The organism is Brevibacterium sp. UBA7493 (assembly GCF_002479565.1).
Taxonomy (GTDB): Bacteria; Actinomycetota; Actinomycetes; order Actinomycetales; family Brevibacteriaceae; genus Brevibacterium; species Brevibacterium luteolum.
In genome coordinates this window covers 1-24,170 of record NZ_DLOD01000003.1, presented here as the reverse complement: position 1 = coordinate 24,170, position 24,170 = coordinate 1, and the positions used below count along the sequence as shown (strand labels likewise).

The window sequence follows — 24,170 nt, the reverse complement described above, 5'->3', positions numbered from 1 at the left end:
AGGTGAGGTTCACACGGCGCGGGGCGGAGACTCACATGCCGGGTTCAGTCACGCACCGCGCGCCGGGAGACCCTCAAAGCCGGCCTGCCTCGACGTGAGGTACGTCACCGCCGGGGTGATTTGAGAACTGCGCGATCCCGGTGCTAGAGTTGTTTCTCGCGTGATCATCACGATGACGCTATTCCTCCGTAGCTCAGTTGGCAGAGCATTCGACTGTTAATCGAAGGGTCGCTGGTTCGAGCCCAGCCGGGGGAGCCACTGCCCCGCTCCATGTGAGCGGGGCATTTTTGTGCCCACAGGCAGCTGCTCTTGTGCCCGCAGACAGCCGCCGTTCAGCTCAGACGGCCTAGATTCACTGTTCGGCGACGAGTCCGCGGTACTGCGGGAAGCGCTCGAGGTAGCGGTCGACATAGGAGCACATCGGGATGATCTTTTGATCGCGCTCCTGAAGCTGCTGGAGCACCTTGGTCACGAGTGTGCGCGCGTAGCCCTGCCGGCCGAAGGCCTCGTCGATGATCGTGTGCTGGAGTTCGTAGACCCCGGGTTCGGGCATCGTGTAGCCGAGGAATCCGACGAAGGTCCGCTCCGGGCCGGAGAGCCAGAGTTCGAACCGGTCGCGCGAGAGGTTGTCGACGACCTCGACGGGATTGCTGACGAGAACAGGGTCTTCCATGGGGAACTCCTCCTGGGGTCGGTGGTGATGAGTCTAGCTCAGGGATGCTCGCGGCTCAGGGGTTGTTTCTCCCCTGCGACGTAGACCGCGCTGGGGGTGAGGTCGAGCCACTCCTCAGGGTTGAGGTCGAAGGGGTTGCGGTCGTAGAGCTGGAAGTCGGCGTGTGCGCCGGGAGCCAGGGTGCCAAGTGTGTCCTCTTCGAAGGAGGTGTAGGCCGCGTCCGAGGTGTAGGCGCGGATCGCCTCGGCCAGGGTGATGTTCTGTTCGGCATCGAGGACCTGCCCGGTCTTCGTCGTCCGGGTCACTGCCCCGTAGATGCCCTCCCACGGGTTGCCGTTGGTGACCGGCACGTCGGAGTTGCCCGGCGCGATGATCCCGCGGTCGATGAAGGATCGGTGCGGGTAGACCCGCGGCATCCGGTCCCGCCCGAGCACCTTGAGGTAGGAGTCGCCGAGGTGGTAGATGAAACCGACAGAGGAGCAGGCGATGATGTTCCATTCGGCGAGGAAGTCGAGGTCCTCATCGGCCGGCAGGGTGCAGTGTTCGATGCGGGTGCGCCGGGTGCGCACCGCCTCGTCGTCACCGATGTTCTTCAGCGCGCGCCGGGCTTGTGCGATGGCGGCGTCACCGATGCTGTGGATCGCCAGGCGCAGCCCGCCTGCCACCGCCTCGCGTAGGTGCCCGGTCAGCGTCTCATCATCGATGTAGAGGATCCCGGTCTCGTCGCTGTGCTCGTACGGGCAGCACAGTGCGGCGGTCTTGCCTCCCACTCCCCCGTCCAGGACGAACTTCGCACCCTGGATGCGCATCCAGTCATCACCGAGCCCGCTGGTGACTCCGGCGGCAAGGGCGGCGTCGAGGATCCCGTCGTAGCCCATTTGGGTCAGCGCCCACAGCCATGGCCGCAGGCGGATGCTCAGCTGCCGGCTGTCGGCGAGCTCGGTGTACAGGCGCAGGTCGGTGCGGCTGGTGGACATGTCATGGACGGTGGTGATGCCCCAGTCGAGGAACTGCTGCTGGGCGCGGGCGAATCCGCCGGACAGTTCGTCGGGTTCGTAGTCGGGGACGGTGATGAGGTCCATCGCCTTCTCCTGGCACAGCCCGGTGAGCCGGCCGCTGCCGTCCTTCACGAGCCGTCCGCCTGCCGGATCCGGGGTATCTTCGTCGACGCCGCAGACTTCGAGTGCCTTTGAGTTGACCAGCAGCATGTGCCGGCAGGTGCGGGTGAGCACAACCGGATGGTCCGGGGCTGCTGCATCGAGGTCCTCGCGGGTGGGCACCCGGTCGTCTGCCAGGTACGTCTCGTCCCAGCCAGCTCCGCGGATCCACCCGCCGGGCTCAGTGCTGCTGGCAGCTTCCCGGATCGCTGTCTGGATGCCGGCGATGGAGTCGACGACGTCGGGTCGCACGTCGACCTGCAGGAGGGTCCGGCCGTACATGCTCGGGTGGCCGTGGCTTTCGATGAACCCGGGCATGACGAACTGTCCGTCGACGTCGATGTCCTCACCGGCACTGCCGTCTGCGGCCTCGTCGCCGGTGGCGGTGATCCGGCCGTTGCTGATGTGCAGCGTCGTCAGTGCGGTGAAGTGATCCTCGGCAAGCAGGCGCGCGTTGCGCAGCGTGATCTGGCTCATGCTCCAACCCTAATGCAGGGTCCCGGGCATCGGGCGTGGTCAGGGTGTCGGCGGCGGGCTCATCTCAACGTCGCTGCCGAAGGCGGCCTCGACGGCGTGTTCCCATTCGCCGTCGTCGGCAGCAGAAGCGATCCCCTCAGTGATCGCTTCGGCCAGAGCAGGGTCCTCCGTGCGCATCCGGATCCAGTAGCCGGCTGGGCGCAGCCGGTTCTCGCTCAGCGTCAGGGCCTGCGGATCCTGTGCGGCGAGTGCCTGCAGGTCGAGGTCGGCTTCGACGATGGCTTCGACCTCACCGGCTGCCAGAGCGGCGGTGCAGTCGGACAGCGTGTCGCGTTCGACGACCTCAGCGGTGGTCTCCTCCTCGACCGCCTGCTTCCCCGGTGAGTCGGGCAGTGCACAGACCTGCTGGTCGGTCAGCTCGCTGAACTGGGCGAGATCTGATGCGGCCGGGCTCAGCAGCGCCTGGCCGCCGAGGTGGTAGGGCCCGGCCAGGTCGGCTGGGATCCCCGTGCCCTCGGCGGTGGTGTCCTCGGTGGCACTGCCCTCGGTGAGTTCGCTCGCTTCATCACCAGCCTGTGTGGTCTCCGCCGCCGAGGCGGTGGCGTCGGTTCCCGGCTCCGAGTCGAGTCCCTCGATGGGCTGGCCGTCGGTGTCGATGAGGAGGTCGGCTGCCGGTTGATCACCCTCGAGGAGCGACGCCGGGTCTGCCGATGCGTCAACCCATGTGATCTGGTGAGCTGCGAAGCCCAGACGCCCGGCGATGAGACTGCCGATCTCGACGTGGAACCCGGCTGGCACGGCCCTCCCTGCTGAAAGATATCCGAGCCCTGGCTGGTCGAAGGGCACGCCGATGCGGAGCATCGCCGCATCATCGGCTTCCGTCCAGATCGGGCTGTCCTTGACGGCGGCCTCGGTGTCGACGGTGTAGTCGAGGGCCGGCTCGCTGCTGCTGCCGGAGTCATCGGTGATACCGCAGCCGGTGAGGAGCAGGGCGCTTCCTGCGAGCGCGGCTGCGGCGGAGAGCCTGCGGCGTGGCCTGGTGTCAGAAGTCGGCACGCGTCATCACCGGGATCACGTGATAGGCCGGTTCTTCGTAGGGGTGGGCGGCGAGCATCGCGTCGAGTGCCGCCGCGGCGGTCTCAGCTGGGCAGATGACTTCGATGCGCTCTTCGGCGACCTCCTCGGGGGTGCCGATGTCGCCGATCGTCGGGTTGGCTCCTGCGCCTGGGGTGAAGCGGCCGGTGCCGCGGCTGGAGAAGGAGCAACCGGTGTAGTCGCCGATGGCTCCGGCCCCGCCTGCAGCCAGTGCTGCGCGCACGGCATCAGCGGAGTCGATGGGCGTGTAGACGACGATGACGCAGTTCGACATGAGCCCAGCCTAGCCGCTGCCCAGGCTGCTGCCGGTGCGGCAACACGCCCTGAGTGTGAGAGCCCGGTCAGCTGCCGGTGAGCACCTCGGTGAGCACGGCACCGGCAGATGCCAGGTCGTCGTCGGCTGGTTCGACGATGACGGCTGCGACGAGTCCGCCGCGCTGCCCGATCGCCCACGGGCCGACCGTGCCGGTCTCGCCCTCTGCTGTGCCCGCGCTGCCGGTGAGGTCGACGAGGTGGGGTTCGAGGAGTTCTTCCAGTGTCTGGCGTTCGTCCTTCGTCAGGCTCGCATCGGGTGCCGGCGATGGCAGGTCCTCTCCCCCGGCCGACTGCACGAGGCTGATCGCTGGCTGCTGGCCGGTGAGCACCCGGGCTGCGGCGATTGCGACAGACACCGGGCTGCCGGTCGGCTGCCCGCCCGTCGACACGGCAGCCGGCATGCCCAGGTCGACCCGCTCGATGCCGAGCGCCGCGAGCACCTCGGACTCAGCGGCTCGGCGTTCCTTCGCCAGGGCTGTTGTGAGTGCGTGGGCGGGTGAGTCCGGATAGCTGCCGTTCAGCGCCCGGTCGAAACCTGAGTCCCCGCCGGCGTTGGCGACTGCGCGGACTTCTCCGCTCACGGAGTCGATGACGACGATGCCCACTGGTGTGCCGGCGGATGCGGCGGCTTCATCGGCACGCTGCTGAAGATCGCGTTCGATCGAGGTCGTCACCGGCGGGGCCGGCACGGCATCGACGCTGAGGATCGTCTCGCCATCGACCTGCAGGTCGACACCGGCGCGGCCGGAGAGCTCCGCTTGGTACAGCTTCTGCAGACCCGACTGGCCGACGAGGTCGCCGTCGCGCAGCAGCGGGTCCTCCTCCAGATCCTCGGCAGTCGCAGCACCGACCCGGCCGAGCAGCAGGGGTGCCAGCCCGCGGTGCACGGGCACGGACATGTCCTGGCTGCGGAACACGGTGCCGGGGATCGGGCGCAGCTCATCGGCGATATCGCGGTAGTCATCAGCGCGGATCGTGACGACCGGGACGAAGGCGTGTTCGGCTGCCGCTTCAATGCGGCTGGTCAGCGCTTGGGCGTCGATGTCGGTGATCCCGGCGAGTGCGGCTGCGGTGTCGTCTGCTGTCTGGGCGGGATCATCGGTGCGGGCCGGTTCGATGCCGACGCTGATGACCGGTTCGACGCTGGTGAGCACTTCATCGCCGGATCCAAGGATCTTCGCCCGCGGCGCTGCTTCGACCTCTGCGGTGATCTCAGCGTCGTCATGCAGCTGCGGGTGGACGACCTCAGGCCGGTACTCGGCCTTCCACGACAGCTGGTCCTTCACCACATCGACCTCGGAGGTGTAGGACCAGTCCGGGACCTGGGTGCGTGAACGCGGGTTCGTCAGCCACGCCCACGACAGGGTCGCCCGCTGCCGGGACGAATCGATCTCGGCAAGCTCGATCACCTTCACGGCCACCGGTGCGTGCAGGCCGGCAGCGCGCAGCTGGTGCTGGAGCTGATCGTGTGCCCGGCCGGCGGCGGCCGGATCCGTCCAGGGACCTGCCGCCACGGCGTCATCGGCGAAGGACTGTGCGGCGCGCTTGGCGGTGTCCAAGGGTGAGGAGCCCAGCTGCGGGTTGATGGCGGCGATGATGATGAACACGGCTGCCACCGCTGCCGCTGCTACAGCGGCGAGCACCCAGCCGGTGCGCGTGACTCGGGCCATCTCGTCTCCCCCATTGATCCGGTCGTCTCCAGACCGTGCTCTCCGGCTGCTGCCGGGATGTTGGAAGCCACCGGTGCCAGCCTAGCGTGACGCGCCTCAGAAGCGGCCGTCTGACACCTCGGTCACTAGCCCGTGAGACAGGCGGCGCAGGGGTGGACGGGTTGGTACAGTTTCTCCAATCCACATAGAGCCCCACGTCACACAGAGGATGTGAGCAGCATGCCAGCTTCCGAGATCTCAGCCGGTCATGTAATCGTCAAGTCATTGGCCGCCCATGGCGTCAAGCGCGCCTATGTCGTCCCCGGCGAGAGTTTCCTCGACGTGCTCGACGGGCTGCACGACTCTCCGATCGACACCGTCGTCTGCCGTCACGAGGGCGGAGCGGCCTATATGGCTGAGGCCGACGGCAAGCTCGGTGAGCTGCCGGGCATCGCCATGGTCACCCGCGGCCCGGGTGCGGCGAATGCGCACGTGGGCCTGCACACCGCCTGGCAGGATTCGACGGCGATGGTGCTCTTCGTCGGGCTCATCCCCTTCGAGCATCGCGAGAAGGAGGCCTTCCAGGAGTTCGACCCCAAGGCGTGGTTCGACACCGGCGCCAAGCGCGTCATGATCCTCGACCACCCGGAGCGCGCCTCCGAGGTGGTGGCCGAGGCGATGTTCGCTGCTGTGTCCGGCCGACCCGGCCCGGTGGTCGTCGGGCTGCCGGAGGACATCATCACCCAGCCGAATGACGGGATCATCCACCCGCAGATCCCCGTCGCCCAGGGCGGCATGACCGTCACCGATTGGAAGGCGCTGAAGTCCGCACTCATGGAGGCTGAGCGGCCGCTGTTCGTCTTCGGCGGCAACGACTGGACCGATGAGGGCGCCGACACCTTCACCCAGTGGCTGGAGTCGCACAATCTGCCGGCAGCTGCCGAGTGGCGCTGCGAGGGCACCGTTCCGTTCGGCTCCCCGAGCTATGTCGGCCCGCTGGGCTACGGGCGCCCACAGCACACCCACGAGGTGCTCGACGGCTCCGATCTGCTCGTCTTCGTCGGCACTGTTCCCGGTGACGTCATCACTGATGGGTTCACCGCCCGGCAGAACTGGGAGCGCAAGAACTTCATCGTCACCATCGACCCGTCGCTGCGGGGGCGCTCCGGGCCGGTGACCCACCAGATCGTCGCCAAGCCCGATGTGTTCGTCCGTGATCTCGTGCGCATGGATCTGCCGGTGTGCGATTCGTGGCGGACGTGGACGAATGAGCTGCGCGCCAAGCAGGTCGAGTTCTCCACCCCGCCGTCAGCTGAGCCCGGTGACGGGCAGGCGAAGATGGCGACGATGATGGCCAATCTCGTCAAGCGTCTCGATGAGGATGCGATGGTGACCTTCGGTGCCGGTGAGCACACGAACTGGGCGCACCGCTACTTCCCCACCAACGGCTATGCCTCGATGATCTCGGCCCGCAACGGCTCGATGGGCTACTCGGTGCCGTCGGCGGTGGCGGCGAGCCTGCAGTACCCGAAGCGGCAGGTCATCTCAATCGCCGGTGACGGTGAGTTCCTCATGAACGCCCAGGAACTCGCCACCGCCAAGCAGTATGGCGCCACCCCGCTCATCATCGTGATGGACAACCAGGAGTACGGCACGATCCGGACCCACCAGGAGCGGGCGTACCCGAAGCGTGTCTCGGGCACGCAGCTGGAGAATCCGGACTTCGCGCTCTACGCGCAGGCCTTCGGCGGATACGGAGTCCGGGTCGAACAGGACAAGGACATCCCCGGTGCCCTCGATGAGGCGCTGAAGGCGATGGAGAACGGTCAGTTCGCCCTCATCCATCTCATCGTCGAACAGCGCGTCAAGGCCTACTGAGCGAAAGCGCCTCAGCTGAAGAAGCGAGTGGCGAATCCCGGCACTGGGTTCGCCACCGCTTCGGCTGTGGACCCGGCCTGGACGACAGCACCCTGGTCGAGCACGACCACCCGGTCGGCCAGCGCCTCGACATCGGCACGGTCATGACTGATGAGCAATGCGGTGGCATCTCCGAGCAGCTCAGTCAGCAGCGCACGGATGTGCGGCACGCTGTCACGGTCAAGGGCTGACATCGGCTCATCGAGCAGCAGCAGATCCGGTTCGGCGATCGCGGCCCGGGCGATCGCCGCCCGCTGGGCCTGCCCGCCGGAGAGCTCGTGCGGCCGCCGGTCCTCCATTCCGGCCAGGTCGACGCGTTCGAGCATCGACGCCGCCCGGCTGTGGGCCTCGCGGCGGGCCACCCCGCGGCAGCGCAGAGCGAAGGCGACGTTGCCGACGACGGTCATGGTGGGAAACAGCAGAGGCGCCTGTGCCAGCTGCACGATCCCACGCTTGTGGGAAGGCACCCGCACCTTCCGGCCGGTAGTGCGCACAATCGGGCGCTCGCCGAGGGTGATCTCTGCCTCGGGCGGAGTCAGCAGCCCGGAGAGCACGTCGAAGGTCGTCGACTTGCCGGCCCCGTTCGGCCCGATGAGCGCCGTCGTCGACCCGGCCGGGACCGCCATGTCGATGTGGAGTCCGCGGGCCGGCAGCCGAAAGACAGCAGACAGGTCGCTCATGCGCCTGCCTGCTTGGGTGTGCGGTAGGTGGCCGCGACGATGGTGAAGGCGATGACCATGAGCACGACCGACAGCGCGATCGCCTGGGCCGGGTCGGTTTCGCGGGCCAGGTAGATCTCCAGCGGCATCGTGCGGGTGCGGCCCTGCAGAGAGCCGGCGAAGGTGAGGGTGGCGCCGAACTCGCCCAATGCCCGGGCGAAGCACAGCACCGTTCCCGACGCGAGGGCTGGGGCGAGCACCGGAATCGTCACCGTCAGCAGGGTGCGGGTGGGGCTGGCGCCCAGGCCTGCGGCGATGCGCTCATAGCGCGGGTCGGTGCTGCGCAGCGCGCCTTCGAGCGTCATGACCATGAAGGGCAGCGACACGAAGGTCTGAGCCAGGACGACGGCGATGGTGGTGAACGCGATCGAGATGCCGCCTGCTTCCAGGTAGCGGCCGATGAGGCCCATGCGCCCGAAGGTGTACAGCAGTGCGATGCCGCCGACGACCGGTGGCAGCACTAAGGGCAGCAGCCCCAGTGAGCGCAGCACGCGGCGGCCGGGGAACCGGGCGCGAGCGAGCACGAAGGCCAGCGGCACTCCGCCGAGCACGCACAGTCCGGTGGCGGCCAGCGAGGTCTGCAGCGACAGTCGCAGGGCGCTCAGCGCCGAGTCCGAGCTGATGAGATTCCACAGGTTCGCGTAGGGCACCTGGGTCAGCAGCCCGATGATGGGCACGATGACGATGGCTGCCCCGCAGGCTGCGGGCAGCCAGAGCCAGCGCGGCAGACCAGCGTGACTCACGGTGTGCCGAAGCCGGCGTCAGCCAGCGCTTTCTGGCCGGTGTCGGAGAGCACATAGTCGACCCACTGCCCGGCGGCCTTGGAGTTCTTCGAGGACTTCAGCACGCCGATCGGGTAGTTGTTGATGACCTCGGCGGCTTCCGGGAAGTCCACGGCGGTGACGTCATCTCCGGCACCGGTGGCGTCGGTGACGTACACGAGTCCGGCGTCGGCCTGGCCTGAGGTGACCTTGCCGAGCACATCGGTCACCGCGTTCTCCTCGCTCACCGGTGAGAGTTCGACACCGGCGAGCTCGGCGACTTCCTGAGTGGCGGCACCGCAGGGCACCTCGGGTGCGCAGATGACCAGTGAGACGTCATCGGCGCTCAGGCTGTGCAGGTCCTCGACACCCGTGGGATTGCCTGGGGCGGTGACGATGGTGAGGGTGTTGGTGGCGAACATCTGCGGCTGACCTTCCATCAGGTCCTCGTCGGTCATCTTGACCATGTTCTTCTCATTGGCTGAGGCGAACACGTCGGCAGGAGCCCCGGCCTGCATCTGGGCGACGAGGTCGGAGGAGCCGCCGAAGGAGAAGTCGACGGAGGTGCCGGTCTCCTCCTCGAAGGACTCGCCGAGGTCGGCGAAGACCTGGTTGAGAGAGGCGGCGGCGAAGACGGTGATGGAGCCCCTGTCCGGCTCGGCATCGTTGCCTGACGCGCCGTTGCCGGACCCGCCGGTGCAGGCGCTGAGTATGAGGGTGGCAACCGCCGTGAGCGCACCGGTAGCAATGAGAGTTGATTTCATGAGTGTGATCCCCTTGCTGCTGCGTCCATGCTGGCAGCAGTCCGCGCCAGCCTGAGGACACACTAGCACTGCATGTGCGTTTGAAGTGCCAGATTTCACACGATGATCAACTTATATTATCTATTATGACCCGCGTCTGCGGACTTCACAATACGTGGGCAGCTGCGCCCGCACTGAAGCCCAGCCCCCCCGAATCAGCGCCGCGGCATCTCCAGCAGCACCTGGGTGGCCTTGACGACGGCGGTCGTGACATCGCCGACGGTGAGCTCGAGTTCCTCGACGGCCTCAGCCGACATGAGCGAGACAACCCGGTGGGGGCCGCATTGAATATCGATTTGGGCCATGACGCCGTCCTTCTTCACGGCGGTCACGAGACCGACGAACCGGTTGCGCGCCGAGGACTGCACAGCCGCCGGATCCTTCGGCAGCACCGCGCTCGTTCGGGCCAACTCGGCCAGTTCGGCTCCATCGACGACGGCGCGCCCGCTGCCGTCGAGGCGCTGGGAGAGCTTTCCCGCGTGGATCCACCGGCGAAGGGTGTCATCACTGACCCCCATGAACAAAGCAGCATCGGAGATCCGCAGATCAGCCATGGCTCCACCTTTCCAAAATTCGGGATGACTGGTTCGAACTTCAGTCATTCTGCCACGCCAGCACGTCACACGCAGATCTGACTGCATAGCGGAATTCACGCGCTGGACGCATGAGCCGACATGCGGTGCCGCTCTCGGCATGAGGATGCCCTCGATACCACTCTCCACTGTGCCACGATGGGGGTATGCACGACGATCTCTCTCCAGCGGATTTTCCGCTCACCACGACGGACAAGCTGCGCTACTCCGACACCGACAGACAGGGTCACATCAACAACGCAGTCTTTGCGACGTTCTTCGAAACCGGCCGGGTCGAGATCATCTCCCAGATTGATCGGCACTCCGAGGTCTCCGATCGCGAATTCGTGCTCGCGCGGATCACGATCGACTATCTGCAGGAAGTCCATTGGCCGGGCACCGTGACGATCGGCAGCCGGATCAGCCGGGTCGGCACCTCTTCGCTGACTGTCGAGCAGGTGATCTTCGTCGACGAGACCGTTTGCGCGCGGGCCGAATCGGTGATGGTGCAGATCCGCACAAGCACCCGCCGCTCCGAACCGTTCGACGATGCCACGCGGGAATTCTTCAGCACCCTGAGCTGAACAGTCACCGACACGCCCATTGAGGTTTCCAAGCAGGTGGCTGTCGGCATAGGCTGGATGAGCGAAGGAGGCGATGACCATGACGAAGAGCGGACAGGAATCGAGCAGCTCAGGCTCGAAGGGTCTTGACAAGATCGAAGAGGCCGCCGAGAAGGTGCTTGGCGACTCACAGGTCGGCAAGGGCGAACGCGTCGGCTATGTCGAAGACGATTCCGAAGCGCGCACTGCCGCGGCTGCGGCAGCACATGGAGATGAGGCGATTCTGCAGGAAGACGGCACCCACCTCATCATCAGCAAGACCGAAGGCGATCCACCCGTCGACACCTGGCGGCACTGAATCGCACCACTGGGCAGAGCCCGCCGGATCACCGGCGGGCTCTGCAGCTGCTCACCGGGTCTTCGAGCGGGATTTTCTGGAGTGCAGCATCGCATGCGAGCGTGCCGTCCGCATCCTCACGGGTGCCTGCCTCGCTGCCGCGTTCCGCGCACCGGCGATCATCACCCTCGGCGTCCGGCTGCCGCCGGTGTTCCCCGCCCGCGCTGGCTTCACCACAGGCTGCGTGCGAGCATGGCGGTCATCATCAGCGGTCTCGTCGCCGCCTCCGCCGTCGTCGCCTCGGTACCGACGATCCACGGCGCCGCGTCCGACTTCGGCACTGCGACTGCGGCACTGCTGTGGAGGACCCGCGCACCTGGTTCCTGGTCCGCGGCGCACTGACGGGGATACCGCCGGCAGGCGGACACGGCACGATTCGGCCCGCCATGCTTATGACGATCAGAGAGGTGTCGGCCTTCCCGTTCGCGCGGCGGCGCTGCGGCCCCGCTGCGCCGGGAGGTTCAGAGGACGAGGAGGCCGAGCAGTCCGGCGGCGATGACAACGGCCCAGGCCGGAGCCTTCCACGCGCTCAGCGCTACGAAGGCGGCAGCTCCGATGACGAGCGTCAGCGCAGAGGTGATGCCGGTGGTGAACACCGGATGGTACAGCGCGGCTGCGAGGATTCCGACCACGCCGGCGTTGACTCCGCTCAGTGCCCGGCGGGCCAGCCGGTGCCCGGAAAGCGTCTGCCACAGCGGCAGGGTGCCGATGACGAGCAGCGCCGCCGGCAGGAACACCGCACCCAGCGCGATCGCCGCGCCCACCGCTCCCGTCGCCGAGGTGGTGCTCACCGTGCCGAGGTAGGCGGCGAAGGTGAATAGCGGGCCGGGCACTGCCTGGGTGGCGCCGTAGCCGGCGAGGAAGGCATCGTTCGAGACGATCCCGGTAGGCACGAGCTCGGCCTGCAGCAGCGGCAGCACGACATGTCCGCCGCCGAACACGAGCGCGCCAGCTCGGTATAGCACATCTGCCAGCTGCAGCGCATCGCTGCCGGTGAGCCGCGCGATGACCGGCAGCCCGATGAGCAGGACGGCGAAGAGGATGAGGCTGCCGGCGGCCACCGGCATCGGCACACGCACCCGGAACGGGTGCCCCTGCCCGCCTGAGGCGTCTGCCGCCTCGGGCACGGCCGGACGCAGCCATACCAGCCCGATGACGCCGGCGAGCACGATCGCAGCGACCTGCGCCCATGCGTTGGGCACGAGCAGGGCGATGGCCAGGGCAGCGACCGCGATGCTCGCCCGCGGTGCGTCGGGAGTCAGCGAGCGCGCCATGCCGAGCACCGCATGCGCGACGACGGCAACGGCTGCGACCTTGAGTCCGGTGAGCCAGCCGGCGTCGCCGAGGTCGCCGAGGGCATGGATGCCGAAGCCGAAGGCCGCCAGCGCAAGCGCCGAGGGCAGGGTGAACGCGACCCAGGCGGCGAGCATGCCGGCGAAGCCGGCGCGCTTGAGGCCCAGCGCCATGCCGACTTGGCTGGAGGCCGGGCCCGGCAGGAACTGGCACAGCGCGACGAGATCGGCATAAGCGCAGTCGCTGAGCCAGCGGCGGCGCTCGACGAAGGCCTCGCGGAAGTACCCGAGATGGGCAACCGGACCGCCGAAGGAGGTGAGCCCCAGCCGCAGGAAGACCCAGAACACCTCGGTCACGGAACCCCGGTGTGCGGGCTCGGCGGCAGGCTGACGGTCAGGCGATGAGGCGGAAGCTGGCATGCCCGCTATTCAACGCCAGGCAGGTGAACGCCAGGCGAACGACGCCGGCGTCAGCGCACGGGCTGACGCAGGATGGTCCGGCGCCGCTCAGCGGCCGTGCGCCGGAAGTCCGACAGGTAGATCTCGTGGTGCCGGCCGCGCGGCTTCATCCCGGCGGCCGGTATCACCGACTCGTGCATCTCAGCCAGCACGCCCGCTTCGTCATCGAAGCTGCCGATGTGCAGGGTATGAAAGCAGGTGCCCTCCTCCAGCACACCTGCCCGCAGGCGCTCGATGAGCGGGAGCGCCCCGCCCTTCTTCTCTGCTTTCCGGCGTGCCGCAGTGATTGCAGCATCGATATCGTCTGCGGTGAGCCAGTCGGGGACCATGAGCATGAGCGTCCACTGCCACTGCGCCCTGCCCCGGGCGGTGGTGAAGGCTGTCATGTTCTCAGCCCACCAGAGACCCTCCAGCGGTGGGACGACATAGTCGCGGCCATACGTGTCCTTCGAATGGAACTTCAGGGTGTGGGCCCCCGGGTAGAGGGTCTCGATCGCGGTGGTGAACGCCGGTGCAGTGTTCGGGTCTCCGGCACCGTCGACCATGAGATAGGTCGTCGCCGGCACGTCGAGCCGGTCGAATCGGCCGGCTCGCGCGCGGTAGCGGTCCATCGTCTTCTTGAAATCGACCTTGGTGCTCACAGCACACCTCCGGTGAGTCACTTCGTGCTGCACTCATCGTACGGCCCGGTCAACAGTCAGTGCTGATGCGCACATGAAGCTATGACAATATCCCCCGCGCCCTGCCACCATGACCGGCATGACTCTCCACGCATCACGCATCCCATCCCTCCTCACCGCCTCGGCTGCGGCGCTGTCACTGGCAGTGCTCGCCGGCTGCGGGAACTCCACCTCGAACGATGCCGGCCAGTCCCCCGAGCCCACTGAGCGGCAGACGGCAGAGACCGCCGGCCCGGCTGAGCGCATCGCCCTGACCTATGACGGCGGCGTCATGGTCCTCGACGGTGATTCCCAGAAGGTGCTCGGCACCTTCGAGGCCGAAGGCTTCACCCGCCTCAACTCCGCCGGCGACAACCGGCATCTGTTCCTCACCGAAGGCGACTCCTTCCGGCTGCTCGACATGGGCACGTGGTCCGAACCGCACGGCGATCATTCGCACTCCTACACCACCGACCCGCTGCTGACCGACCAGCGGATCGAGGGCAGCCACCCGGGCCACCTCGTCAACCACGACGGCACCTCGGTCGCGTTCTTCGACGGCACCGGTGAGATTCACTCTTTCGATCCCGCCGAACTCTCCGCTGATGCGCCGATCAAGACGGAGAAGACCCAAGCCAAGGAAGCCCATCACGGTGTCGCTGTCGTGCGCGCCGACGGTTCCATGATCCACACCGTCGGCAATGAGGACACCCGTACCGGTGTCGTCATCCGCGATGGCGAGGGCAAGGAGATCGCTGAGAACAGCGACTGCCCGGGCGTGCACGGTGAGGCTGCCGTCAAGGACGGTGTCATCACCGTCGGCTGTGAGAACGGCCTGCTCATCATCAAGGGCGATGAGATCTCCAAGGTCGACTCCCCTGATGAGCACGGCCGGATCGGCAACCAGCGCGGACACGAGGACTCCCCTGTGGTGCTCGGTGACTACAAGACCGATCCCGAGGCCGAGGTCGAGCGTCCCACGCGGGTGACCCTGACCGACACGACGAGCGGGAAGCTGAAACTCGTCGACCTGCCGGCGGCCTACTCGTTCCGCTCCCTCGGCCGCGGTGCCGAGGGCGAGGCGCTCGTCCACGGCACCGACGGAACTCTGCGCGTCATCGATCCGGAGTCCGGGAAGATCGACAAGGAGATCCCGGTGACCGGTGAATGGGAGGAGCCGAAGGACTGGCAGCAGCCGCAGCCGACCGTCCATGTCTCCGGTGAGAACGTGTACGTCACCGAGCCTGAGGCCAAGAAGCTGCACATCGTCGACCTTGCTGATGGCACGGTCACCGGCAGCATCGACCTGCCTGAGGTTCCCGGTGAGATCGCCACCGCTTCCGGCGAGGTTCCGGCTGGTGCTGAGGAGCACGATCACGACCATGGTCATGAGGACGGCCACGACCACGATCATGACCACGACCATGATCATGAGGATGACGGTCACAACCACTGAGCGCTGAGCGTTCAGCGCTGCCTGTCCGCAACCGCGGGCCCTATCCCCTGGGCCTGCGGCTGCGGACAGCTGCATTCAGCCACACGACCCGAGGCGCGCGACGCGATCCTGTTTGGAGTGCTGGCAGACGATAGGCTTGAGCCGACCTCCCCGACCGACCCTGGGACGTGACATGTCTGAGCTCATCATCACCCGCACCGTTGCCGAGCTGCGTTCGGAGATGGCCGAACTCATCCGCGACCGCGACGCCACCTCCGTCGGGCTCATCCCGACGATGGGCGCGCTGCACGGAGGGCATGCCGCCCTCATGCAGGCGGCCAGTGCCGCTCACGAGGTGGTCGTCGCCTCGCTGTTCGTCAACCCGCTGCAGTTCGAGTCGCCGCTTGACCTTGAGCGCTATCCGCGGGATCTCGACGGGGACTGCCAGACGATGCAGGCCAACGGCGTCGACATCGTCTTCGCCCCCACGGTGGAGGAGATGTATCCCGGTTACCCGGATGCCCCGATGATCCGGGTGACCTCCGGCCGGATGGGCACGACATTGGAAGGGGCCTCACGACCGAGCCACTTCGACGGCGTCGCGACCGTTGTGGCCAAGCTGTTCAACATCTTCGATCCGCCGGGACCCGCCCGCCTGCGCGCCTACTTCGGCGAGAAGGATGCTCAGCAGGTGATGATCGTCAAGCGGATGGTCGCCGATATGAACTTCCCGGTCACCATCGAGCCGGTCCCGACTCAGCGGACCGAGGCGGGTCTGGCGATGTCGAGTCGGAACCTGCTGCTCAGCTCCGAGCAGGAGGAGTCGGCACTGGCCCTGTCGAAGGCGCTGTTTGCGCTGCAGGAGCGCGCGCAGGCCGGCCGCGACTGGGATCTCGACGGGCTGCGCCAGCAGGTCCACAGCACCCCGGATGTCACGCTCGACTATCTCGAAGTCGTCGACCCGGCGACATTGGAGGCCACGACGGAACTTCCGGCGCTGGCACTCATCGCCGCCTATGTCGGCAGTGTGCGGCTGATCGACAATCTCATGCTCGAGCCCGGAACTCTGCTCGGTGTCAATCGTCCCGTGGACTGAGTCCCTCAGGCGCTTCTTCAGCACACTGAATAGCGGGCGGCAGGCAGCTCTGGCTGCCTGCCGCCCGCTAAAAGTGAGCCTTGGTCAGATGACCATGTCGTCGTGCTTACGTGCAGAACGGATGTCGGAGATGAATCCCTTGACGATGAAGAACAGCACTCCGGCGACGATGACCGGCCACATGAGCATGTACAGGGTCAGGATCGAAATGGACATCTGTGATCACTTCCTCTGATCGGAGTCGTTGCGGGTGGTGCGGTGGCTGGAGGTCTCGAACGGGCCGTCATCGGCTGCCTTCTCGTCCTCGTCCTGGAGTTCGCGCAGCTCGGCGTCGAGATCAGCGTCCTCGGTCTCGTCGCTGGGGTCGAAGTCACCGGTGACGCGCTGGATGATGCCGAAGTCGAAGTCCTGGTTCGAGCGCACGGACATCGACCAGCACACGAGGAAGGACACTGCGTAGGCGACCAGGGATGCCGAGAGCACCGTGTAGTCGCGCAGGAACCCGAAGCCGACGAACCCCGTGGCGACAGTGGCGAGAGCACCGACGATGATCGCCGGGCGGAGTCCGAAGAACCCGAAGGCCATGATGCCGAGCACCACTCCGACGCCGATGATCGCCAGCGCCTCGACGATGATCGCCCACGCACCGGTGACCGGGATGAGCTCGAAGCGCACGGGGATGAAGACTGCCAGTGCCGCGAGCACGGAGACGGTGAAGGCGCGGTTGGTGACCTTCTTCCAGTAGAACGAGGCGATGACGGGGAAGACGAGGCAGCCCCACAGCGCACCGACGAAGACGAGCAGGTCGAGGATGTTGAACCGGGCTGTCGCGAAGTACAGCGCGGCACCGGTGGCGACGATCATCGTCACCCGGCCGATGAGCAGCATGGTGCGTGGGTCAGCGTTGCGGCGGCCGACGGACTGGCCGTAGATGTCGGTCATGACGATCGAGCTGAGCGCCGACAGATCGGAGTCGGCTGTCGAGGACAGTGAGCCGATGATCATGATGAACGCGACGGCGACGAGGATGGCCGGCAGGTAGGTGGCGGCCATCTGCGGGAGCAGGTTGTTGACGTCTCCATCGAGCGGCTGCACACCGAGGTAGAGAGCCATGACGCCGATCATGCCGATGCCGATGACCGAGGCGCCGTAGCCGATGGTGGCGGTGACGAAGGTCGGCTTGATGAGGTCCTCGCGCACGGCGAACAGGCGCTGGGCGATCGTCTGGTTGCCGATCGCGTAGGCGAGGACGGCAGCGATGTAGGGCGCGCCCTGGTTCATGAACGCCTCAGAGGAGAAGAAGCTCTCCTGGGCGGCGGTGACGTTGCCGGCCGCACGGCCGGCTTCGAACATGTCCGGTCCGCCGGCGGCGAAGAACACGATCGGAATGATGATGACGGTCGCGCCGAGCATTGCGCACACCTGGGCGAAATCGGTCAGCACCGAAGCGCGGAAACCCGACCACAGGGTGTACAGCAGCACGCCTGCGGCGACGATGATGATGCCGCCGCCGAAGCTGATGGGTGACAGAAGCGAGATGATCGCACCGCCGGCGATGAAATTCGAGGTCAGCGAGATGACCGAGCCGAGAACGTTGGATCCGGCGAGCATGAGCTGCGAGGACCGGCCGTGGCGGGCGTACATCACCTCGGCCAGTGTGTGGGCGCGCGGGGCGACGGCGCGGATACGGCGGCCGAAGGGGTAGATGAACAGGATCATGAGCGCGCCCCACAGCCCGTAGTGGATCGGGCCCGAGACACCGTAGGTGTAGCCGGCGGTGACCGAGGCGTACATCGACGAGGCCCAGATCCAGGTCGCGGTCATCGAAGCTGCGGAGATGCCGAAGCCGATCCGGTTGCCGGCGGTCATGTAATCGTCTGCGTTCTCCTTCCTCTTCGATATCGCCATCGACATCCACATGGTTCCGCCGTAGAACAGCAGAAGTAGCAGCACGAGGCCGGGGATGCCGAGTTGGACAAGGTGTGAAGTATCAGAAGACGGCGGCACAGATTCTCCGTTTCGCAGGCGACGAGGGCAGCGTCTGCGCCGGCGCATCCGATCACATCAGACGTTCTCGGCGCAGAACGGCGCCGAAGCCAGAACTTGACCTCGGCACGCATTCGATAAAAGCACAAAGAACGCTGAGATTCGAATCGACGGCGTCTGAGAACCGGTTTTCGATTCCGCTGCTTCCCTTATGCGCGTAGGGAAAGGCGCGGTCGGAAAGAAACCCGTGTTCTCCCCTGTCAGACGCCCTCAGTAACGCGCCATCTGCCCGTCGACGGTCTCTGCCCACGCGTCGATCCCACCACCCAGATTCACGAGTTCCGGATCCGGCTGCTGATCCCCGGCTCGTGTGCGGAGGATATCGATCGCCTGCTGGGAGCGCACCCCGGATTTGCAGCAGAACACGTATGTCGCTGCGGCTGCAGTGGGCGGCAGCGCGTCCCAGCCGCGCTGTTCGATCTCACCGAGGGGGACGGCCACAGACTGCGGGATGGCAGCGATCGCCCGCTCCCACGGTTCGCGCACGTCGACGGCCACGGTGGTGCCGTCGTCCAGGCGGGCGCTGAGCTCGCGGGGTGTCATGCTCTCCCCCGTGCCCGAGGCGGTGGGCGGCAGCGCCTGGCAGTTCGCCTCGGCGGCGGGCTCGCCGATCGAGGTGACCTCGCCCGCGTCGGGATCGGGGGCCAGAGCGAGTTCGCGCCAGCTCATCGTCAGTGCGTCGAAGAGCAGCACGCGGCCGAGCAGCGGCTGGCCGATGCCGGTGAGCAGCTTGATCGCCTCGGTGGCCATGACCGAGCCGATGGTGCTCGGCAGCACGCCGAGCACGCCGCCTTCAGCGCAGCTGGGGACTTCGCCAGGCGGCGGGGGTTCGGGGTGCAGGTCGCGATAGGTGGGACCGTGTCCCGCCCAGAAGACGCTGACCTGCCCGTTGAAGCGCAGGATCGAGCCCCACACGCACGGCACGCCGGCCAGCGTGCAGGCATCTGAGGCGACATAGCGGGTGGCGAAGTTGTCGGTGCCGTCGATGACGACATCCCAGCCGTCGACCAGGTCGGCGGCATTGTCGGGACTGAGCCGTTCGATGAACGTCTCGACGGTGACGTGCGGATTGAGGTTCGTGATCTTCTCTGCTGCCGATGTCGCCTTGGCACGGCCGATGTCGGCGGTGGTGTGGATGACCTGGCGCTGCAGATTGGTGACCTCGACGGTGTCGTCGTCGACGATGCCGATGGTGCCGACCCCGGCTGCTGCAAGGTAGAGCAGCACCGGTGAGCCCAGTCCACCGGCGCCGATGACGAGCACGCGAGCGCTCTTGAGCCGCAGCTGGGCGTCGATCCCGAACCCGGGCAGGCTCAGGTGGCGGCTGGCCCGGTGCGCCTCAGCCTGGGTCAACCCGTCGGCAGGGGCGGCGAGCGGTCCTATGCCGGTCATGAGGCCGCCTCGGTGATCGGTTCGGCAGTCCCGAGCGGGGTCATGATGCCCTCCTGCGGTGAGCTGGCGATGGCGTGCCGGCGGGCCGGGATGCGCCCGGCACGGGCAGCGAGGCCGCCGGCGGTGACGGCGTGGCGCATCGCGGTGGCCATCGCGACGGGGTCCTGGGCGCGGGTGACGGCTGAGGCCAGCAGCACGGCGTCACAGCCGAGCTCCATGGACAGGGCGGCTTCTGAGGCGGTGCCGATGCCGGCGTCGAGGATGATCGGTACCCGGGCGCGGGCGCAGATGAGTTCGATGTTGTGCGGATTGAGGATGCCCAGGCCGGAGCCGATGGGAGCGCCGAGCGGCATGACGGCAGCGGCTCCGGCGTCTTCGAGTCGGCGGGCGACGGCGGGGTCGTCGGAGGTGTAGGCGAAGACGGTGAACCCGCGGTTGGCCAGCTGTTCGGTCGTGTCGACGAGTTCGACGACATCGGGCAGCAGCGTGTCCTCATCGGCGATGAGCTCGAGTTTGACCCAGTGGGTCTCGAGCGCTTCGCGGCCGAGTTCGGCGGTGAGGATGGCGTCGCGGGCGGTGTAGCAGCCGGCGGTGTTGGGCAGGATGCGGATATCGTTGCGCTCAAGCAGGGTGAACAGGCTGTCGCCGGTCTGCGGGGTGTAGCGGCGCATGGCGACGGTGGTGAGTTCCGTGCCTGAGGCGATGAGCGCGTCTTCAAGGACGCTCAGGGAGCTCAGGCCTCCGGTGCCCATGATGAGGCGTGAGTTCAGTTCGACGCCGTCGATGCTCAGCGGCGGCAGTGCGGGTGTATGGGTCATCGGGCTCAGCCTCCCTGCATCGCAGTGATGATCTCGATGTTCTGTCCATCGCGCAGACCGGTGGACGACCACCGGCTGCGCGGGACCACGGCCGCGTCGACGGCGACGGCGATACCGAGACGCTGGCCGTCTGCCGCGGTTCCGTCTGCCTGGAGCTGCCGTCCGGTGGTCTCGGCGATGATGTCGCTTAACGTCGTGTCCGCGTGAGCCGTGCGGGTCTCTCCATTGATGGTGACCGTCACCTCTGACTCCGTCGGGGTCGCAGGGCTGTGGTTCGCTGTCATGGTCTTCCTCCTTGTGGCTGATTCTCTGCAGCGTGATGTGCGATGCGGCGCGGGTCCATCGTCTGCAGATGGTGGTAGTCCGTGTCTGCGGTCTCCGCACTGCCGCCTGGTCGGGGCACGGCCTGCGGGTCGAGTTCGTGCAGCACGAGCTGGGCCGCCAGCCGTGAGGCGAGCGGGGTGAGCAGGATGCCGTGCCGGTAGAACCCGTTGGCAACGATGAGTCCCCCGACAGTGTCGCCTTCAGCGGTGGGCAAGGCGCCGAGGTAGGGGGCGTCGTCGTGGGTGCCGGGCCGGGCGCGGGCGGTGACTTCGGTCAGTTCGCTCTCGCCGATGCCGGGCACCAGGCGCTGGGCGTCGCGCAGCAGCTGTGCGACGCCTTCGACGCTGGGGCCTTCCCGGTTGTCTTCGCGGCTGGTGGCACCGATGACGATCTCCCCATCGGCCCGCGGCACGAGGTAGATGGGACGGCCTGTGACGATGCCGCGGATGGTGCGCTCCAGCAGCGGCGGCGCACCGTCCGGCAGGCGGGTGCGCAGCACCTCACCGCGGATCGGGCGCAGCGGCAGCGAGCGCTCCCTTGGCAGCAGCGTGATCGTCTGCGCCACTCCGGTGGCGAGCACAGTGACCGGAGTTGTGAGGGTTCTGCCGTCGTCGAGGCGGACTCCGGTCACCAGTGGCCCGCTGCTGTTCTCAGCTCGGATGAGTTCGACGGCCATCTGCCGGATGATGGTGGGCAGCACGGTCTGCAGGGCAGCGGTGATGCGGCGCGGGTTGACCTGGTGGTCACCGGCTGAGCGGAACACCCCGGACAGCGAGGGGCTCAAGGCGGGTTCGAGACGCCGGGCGGTACGGCCGGTCAGCGCTTCGACTACTCCGCCGGCGGCCTGCTGGTACTGCTGCAGATCCGCCAGCGCCTGCCGGTCTGCGGGGTCGGCAGCGCAGACGAGTGTCTCGGTCTCGCGGTAGTCGACGTCTGCCTGTGCATCGTCTTCAAGGTCTGCGACGAATGCTGGATATTCGGAAGCGGAGTCGCGCATGAGGGCGAAGAGCCGTTCATGCTGATAGCTCATCTCAGAGACCGGGGCGATCATCCCTGCCGCGGCGAAGCTGGCACCGGTTCCCGGGCTCGGATCGATGACGATTGTGCTGAGACCAGCACGGGCGAGGCGCCAGGCAGTGGCGAGGCCGATGATGCCACCGCCGACGACGGCGACGTCTGCTGTGAAAGTGTGTGCCTCATCTGCTGGCACGGGCATAGCGCATGCATCCTTTCCTCCGGCGGTCTCAACCGCATCAGGTTCAGCGGTCGGCGCTTAAGCCCTCTCAGCCCTCACCGGGCTCCCGCAGGATCGATCAGCGTTGATCGATGCCGTCAGTGTACATACGGCAGTGTCTTTGTGCAGTTCGCGGCTGAAATGCGGTCACATCGCGACAGACGCACGCAGATGAGAAGTCGTCAGCTCAGCTGCGAGGCATGGGCGCTGTATTCAGCCCAGCGTGTGCCGGTCCCTTCGCGCGGATAGCCGTTGCCGGTAGCACGGAAGCCCAAGCGCTCGTAGGAGCGGATTGCGGCCGCGTTGCTGTCATCGACGTCAAGCAGCAGTCTCGGTCTGCCCAGCTGCTCGGACAGGCGCGCAGCTTCGCGCACGATTGCGGCTGACACTCCCCTGCCTCGGGCGGCTGGACGCACCCAGATCTTGGTGAGAATCGCCTCGTCTTCGGCCAGCGGCATGTCCTCGGTGTACCCCTCAAGCAGCAGTACGAGGCATCCGAGCGGTTCGTCGCTTTCGCAATCGCGGACGTGCAGAACGATGCGAGCACCAGTGAGCTGCGCTCGCCAGTCCTCTGGGCTCAGCTGCAGGGCGTCGTCATAGCTGCCCCAGAACGCCTCGGGTGAGTCCTTGAGCATCGCCAGCCGAAGTGCACGATGAGTCTCCCAATCCGCTGGGCCAAGACGGACGATAGCCAGTGCTGTCGCCGGCGCATGGCTGCAACTGTGGCCTTTCATCGACAGTGATTCCTCACTCTTGTCGGGTCAACGACGGGCGAGATCGGACACGCCCACCCCGCCGCCGAAGGCTGCCAACGCGCCTCCCGACGCCTGGTCGAATCGGCGCAGCGTGCGCTTCTTGATGCCGCGCGCTGCGAGCAGCGTTCCTGATCCTGCCCAGAGCGGGGCCATCGCCGCTTCGCAGCTGATGTACAGCAGGCCGAGTACAGCCAACTGCACGCCGGAGGCCGCGAGGTTCGAGCTGGTGTCCACGGACGGTGGCAGGAACGGCGTGAATCGGCCAGCGAGTGCGAGCACCGCCCTGTTGAAGCCGCTGCGCAGTCCGTTGCGAAACGCGAGCAGGTTGTCGGCACCGGGCGAGGCCGCCACGGCCAGAGCCGCGGGGATGAAGTCCGCCAGCTGCGCCACGTCAACATGGTCTCAGCTTACGTGTCCAGCGGTGGTCGCGAAAGAGTGTTTTTGCTCATCACACGGCTCCCTTGAACCCTGTACTGTAGAAAGAGCACTGTGTACCGTTCGGCCAGCTCCTTTGAGCTTTCAGCGAGTAGTGCTCCAGGGTGAGCAAATTTTCTGAACGCGGCAAAGTGGCTGGCACGCAGTGCGCACGCGCCGATCCGGTGAGCTATGCCGCGCACAAGCCGAGGTGCCCGATACGAGGCCAGTGCCCACCTGTCACCGTCTCAAGTCAGCCGGGCGCGCATCTACCTACGCTGAAGTGATGACCGGTAAACGTCCCGACGGTGGCCGACCGCGAGAACGAGGATCACGACTTCTGAATCGTGGACGTCATAGACCACCCGGTAGTCCCCGACTCGTATGCGCAACGCGCCGCCGCTGTTCTTCAGAGTCTTACAGCCGGGAGGACGAGGATCTCCCGCCAGTTCGCCGATTGCTGTGAGCAGACGCCGCGCAACTGAGGCGTCGAGCTTCTTCAGGGTCTTTGCGGCAGACCGTGCGTAGGTAATGGAATAGGGCATCGACCAAACTCAAAGACCGAGTTCGCCCAGCAGCTCCTCATGGGAGATCCGACCAGCCTCATCGCGGGCAGCGACTGCCTCTCGAGCATCGACCGCATCCTCCAGAGCCTCGATTGCTCGGTCGAAGAATTCCGGCGACACGACGACGGCGCGTCGACCAACCCCACGCGAGGTGAGTTCGACCGGGGTGCGCTGAGCTTCGGCGATGTAATCGCTCTGACGGCTGCGGAACTGCGACAAAGTAACTGACGTCATGATCTAATAGTACAACTTGTACACGTCGTATTCAAGGCGGCAACTGCAACAATAAAAAATCTCGGCCACCGCGTGTGCGGTGTCCGAGATTTCAGAGCGTGGAGGTAAGGGGATTCGAACCCCTGACCTTCTCCATGCCATGGAGACGCGCTACCAACTGCGCCATACCCCCGTGTGGGTTGGTGTTCTCGCGAACGCCTGTACCGATGTTACTCACCCGCGCCCGAATTGCAAAATCCTTCAGGTGTGAGCTGCGCGACGTTGCGACCGGCCGGCTCGAAAGGGCGTGCCGGGCTCTGCTCACAGCGGCCATTGCCCGGCGCTAGATGTAGTTCCCCGTGAGGTTGT

At 66.6% G+C, this 24,170-nt stretch carries 27 protein-coding genes, 2 tRNA genes and 1 riboswitch; of the genes, 7 read left to right on the top strand and 22 right to left on the bottom strand.

Annotated features, from left to right (window positions below; translation table 11 throughout):
• The first annotated feature begins 182 nt into the window (after positions 1-182).
• A tRNA-Asn gene (locus tag B4E96_RS01440) sits at positions 183-258 on the top strand.
• Positions 259-352: 94 nt separating this feature from the next.
• Here the strand turns inward: B4E96_RS01440 and B4E96_RS01435 are convergent.
• From B4E96_RS01435 to B4E96_RS01415, 5 genes are all read right to left on the bottom strand, one after another.
• Positions 353-673 carry a GNAT family N-acetyltransferase gene (locus B4E96_RS01435; RefSeq protein WP_102159870.1) on the bottom strand — a complete coding sequence of 107 codons (321 nt, stop codon included), beginning with the start codon at positions 671-673 and terminating at the stop codon, positions 353-355.
• Between the two features lie 38 nt (positions 674-711).
• Positions 712-2,307, bottom strand: a complete 1,596-nt coding sequence (locus B4E96_RS01430; RefSeq protein ID WP_286956154.1) for an amidohydrolase — start codon at positions 2,305-2,307, stop codon at positions 712-714.
• 39 nt (positions 2,308-2,346) lie between these two features.
• Positions 2,347-3,363, bottom strand: a complete 1,017-nt coding sequence (locus B4E96_RS01425; protein WP_286956153.1) for a transporter substrate-binding domain-containing protein — start codon at positions 3,361-3,363, stop codon at positions 2,347-2,349.
• A complete protein-coding gene (locus B4E96_RS01420; protein WP_102159864.1) occupies positions 3,350-3,676 on the bottom strand; it encodes a hypothetical protein in 327 nt (108 codons plus the stop codon). Before B4E96_RS01420 ends, B4E96_RS01425 begins: the two co-directional genes overlap by 14 nt.
• A gap of 67 nt (positions 3,677-3,743) precedes the next feature.
• Positions 3,744-5,387: a hypothetical protein gene (locus B4E96_RS01415; protein ID WP_286956152.1), complete on the bottom strand. Its 1,644-nt coding sequence runs from the start codon at positions 5,385-5,387 to the stop codon at positions 3,744-3,746.
• A 219-nt stretch (positions 5,388-5,606) separates the two neighbouring features.
• Between B4E96_RS01415 and B4E96_RS01410 the strand changes: the two genes are divergently transcribed.
• Complete coding sequence (locus B4E96_RS01410) at positions 5,607-7,244, top strand: thiamine pyrophosphate-dependent enzyme (protein ID WP_286956151.1); 1,638 nt, start codon at positions 5,607-5,609, stop codon at positions 7,242-7,244.
• A gap of 11 nt (positions 7,245-7,255) precedes the next feature.
• Here B4E96_RS01410 and B4E96_RS01405 read toward each other — a convergent pair whose 3' ends face one another.
• The 4 genes from B4E96_RS01405 to B4E96_RS01390 all read right to left on the bottom strand — a co-directional run bounded on the left by B4E96_RS01405 (position 7,256) and on the right by B4E96_RS01390 (position 10,120).
• Positions 7,256-7,963: an ATP-binding cassette domain-containing protein gene (locus B4E96_RS01405; RefSeq protein ID WP_286956150.1), complete on the bottom strand. Its 708-nt coding sequence runs from the start codon at positions 7,961-7,963 to the stop codon at positions 7,256-7,258.
• Positions 7,960-8,745 carry an ABC transporter permease gene (locus tag B4E96_RS01400; protein ID WP_286956149.1) on the bottom strand — a complete coding sequence of 262 codons (786 nt, stop codon included), beginning with the start codon at positions 8,743-8,745 and terminating at the stop codon, positions 7,960-7,962. The genes B4E96_RS01405 and B4E96_RS01400 overlap by 4 nt, the downstream gene beginning before the upstream one ends.
• The gene (modA, locus tag B4E96_RS01395) at positions 8,742-9,527 is read right to left on the bottom strand and encodes a molybdate ABC transporter substrate-binding protein (protein WP_286956148.1); all 786 of its coding nucleotides are present in this window, start codon (positions 9,525-9,527) and stop codon (positions 8,742-8,744) included. Before modA ends, B4E96_RS01400 begins: the two co-directional genes overlap by 4 nt.
• A gap of 194 nt (positions 9,528-9,721) precedes the next feature.
• Positions 9,722-10,120: a TOBE domain-containing protein gene (locus tag B4E96_RS01390; protein WP_286956146.1), complete on the bottom strand. Its 399-nt coding sequence runs from the start codon at positions 10,118-10,120 to the stop codon at positions 9,722-9,724.
• 185 nt (positions 10,121-10,305) lie between these two features.
• Between B4E96_RS01390 and B4E96_RS01385 the strand changes: the two genes are divergently transcribed.
• From B4E96_RS01385 to B4E96_RS01375, 3 genes are all read left to right on the top strand, one after another.
• A complete protein-coding gene (locus B4E96_RS01385; protein ID WP_259855155.1) occupies positions 10,306-10,722 on the top strand; it encodes an acyl-CoA thioesterase in 417 nt (138 codons plus the stop codon).
• 73 nt (positions 10,723-10,795) lie between these two features.
• Complete coding sequence (locus B4E96_RS01380; RefSeq protein WP_102159848.1) at positions 10,796-11,059, top strand: hypothetical protein; 264 nt, start codon at positions 10,796-10,798, stop codon at positions 11,057-11,059.
• Positions 11,060-11,290: 231 nt separating this feature from the next.
• On the top strand, positions 11,291-11,440 hold the full coding sequence (locus B4E96_RS01375) for a hypothetical protein (RefSeq protein ID WP_286956145.1): 150 nt from the start codon (positions 11,291-11,293) through the stop codon (positions 11,438-11,440).
• A 119-nt stretch (positions 11,441-11,559) separates the two neighbouring features.
• Here the strand turns inward: B4E96_RS01375 and chrA are convergent, their stop codons facing one another.
• Positions 11,560-12,810, bottom strand: coding sequence for a chromate efflux transporter (gene chrA / locus B4E96_RS01370; protein ID WP_286956143.1), 1,251 nt, complete (start codon positions 12,808-12,810; stop codon positions 11,560-11,562).
• Between the two features lie 50 nt (positions 12,811-12,860).
• Entirely contained in the window at positions 12,861-13,490 is a 630-nt protein-coding gene (locus B4E96_RS01365; RefSeq protein ID WP_286956142.1) for a GyrI-like domain-containing protein, read from the bottom strand.
• Between the two features lie 118 nt (positions 13,491-13,608).
• Between B4E96_RS01365 and aztD the strand changes: the two genes are divergently transcribed.
• A complete protein-coding gene (gene aztD, locus B4E96_RS01360; protein WP_180964662.1) occupies positions 13,609-14,964 on the top strand; it encodes a zinc metallochaperone AztD in 1,356 nt (451 codons plus the stop codon).
• 172 nt (positions 14,965-15,136) lie between these two features.
• Positions 15,137-16,039, top strand: a complete 903-nt coding sequence (gene panC, locus B4E96_RS01355) for a pantoate--beta-alanine ligase (RefSeq protein WP_286956141.1) — start codon at positions 15,137-15,139, stop codon at positions 16,037-16,039.
• Positions 16,040-16,123: 84 nt separating this feature from the next.
• On the opposite strand, the gene B4E96_RS01350 is transcribed toward panC, so the two are convergent.
• From B4E96_RS01350 to B4E96_RS01300, 11 genes are all read right to left on the bottom strand, one after another.
• Positions 16,124-16,255 carry a putative transporter small subunit gene (locus tag B4E96_RS01350; protein WP_219722576.1) on the bottom strand — a complete coding sequence of 44 codons (132 nt, stop codon included), beginning with the start codon at positions 16,253-16,255 and terminating at the stop codon, positions 16,124-16,126.
• A 6-nt stretch (positions 16,256-16,261) separates the two neighbouring features.
• The gene (locus B4E96_RS01345; RefSeq protein ID WP_239557204.1) at positions 16,262-17,959 is read right to left on the bottom strand and encodes a sodium:solute symporter family protein; all 1,698 of its coding nucleotides are present in this window, start codon (positions 17,957-17,959) and stop codon (positions 16,262-16,264) included.
• 336 nt (positions 17,960-18,295) lie between these two features.
• Positions 18,296-19,477 carry a molybdopterin-synthase adenylyltransferase MoeB gene (moeB, locus tag B4E96_RS01340; RefSeq protein WP_170273997.1) on the bottom strand — a complete coding sequence of 394 codons (1,182 nt, stop codon included), beginning with the start codon at positions 19,475-19,477 and terminating at the stop codon, positions 18,296-18,298.
• Complete coding sequence (locus tag B4E96_RS01335; RefSeq protein ID WP_170273996.1) at positions 19,474-20,295, bottom strand: thiazole synthase; 822 nt, start codon at positions 20,293-20,295, stop codon at positions 19,474-19,476. The genes moeB and B4E96_RS01335 overlap by 4 nt, the downstream gene beginning before the upstream one ends.
• 5 nt (positions 20,296-20,300) lie before the next feature.
• Positions 20,301-20,579, bottom strand: a complete 279-nt coding sequence (gene thiS / locus B4E96_RS01330; RefSeq protein WP_102159833.1) for a sulfur carrier protein ThiS — start codon at positions 20,577-20,579, stop codon at positions 20,301-20,303.
• On the bottom strand, positions 20,576-21,835 hold the full coding sequence (gene thiO, locus B4E96_RS01325; protein ID WP_170273995.1) for a glycine oxidase ThiO: 1,260 nt from the start codon (positions 21,833-21,835) through the stop codon (positions 20,576-20,578). Before thiO ends, thiS begins: the two co-directional genes overlap by 4 nt.
• A riboswitch (TPP riboswitch) is annotated at positions 21,833-21,934 on the bottom strand. Its footprint overlaps the gene before it by 3 nt.
• Positions 21,935-22,035: 101 nt before the next feature.
• On the bottom strand, positions 22,036-22,488 hold the full coding sequence (locus B4E96_RS01320; protein ID WP_170273994.1) for a GNAT family N-acetyltransferase: 453 nt from the start codon (positions 22,486-22,488) through the stop codon (positions 22,036-22,038).
• A 126-nt stretch (positions 22,489-22,614) separates the two neighbouring features.
• On the bottom strand, positions 22,615-22,998 hold the full coding sequence (locus B4E96_RS01315) for a hypothetical protein (RefSeq protein ID WP_286956138.1): 384 nt from the start codon (positions 22,996-22,998) through the stop codon (positions 22,615-22,617).
• Positions 22,999-23,291: 293 nt separating this feature from the next.
• Positions 23,292-23,567 carry a type II toxin-antitoxin system RelE family toxin gene (locus B4E96_RS01310; protein ID WP_259835465.1) on the bottom strand — a complete coding sequence of 92 codons (276 nt, stop codon included), beginning with the start codon at positions 23,565-23,567 and terminating at the stop codon, positions 23,292-23,294.
• A gap of 9 nt (positions 23,568-23,576) precedes the next feature.
• Positions 23,577-23,822, bottom strand: a complete 246-nt coding sequence (locus B4E96_RS01305; protein WP_286956136.1) for a type II toxin-antitoxin system prevent-host-death family antitoxin — start codon at positions 23,820-23,822, stop codon at positions 23,577-23,579.
• Between the two features lie 99 nt (positions 23,823-23,921).
• A tRNA-Ala gene (locus tag B4E96_RS01300) sits at positions 23,922-23,994 on the bottom strand.
• Between the last annotated feature and the right edge of the window lie 176 nt (positions 23,995-24,170).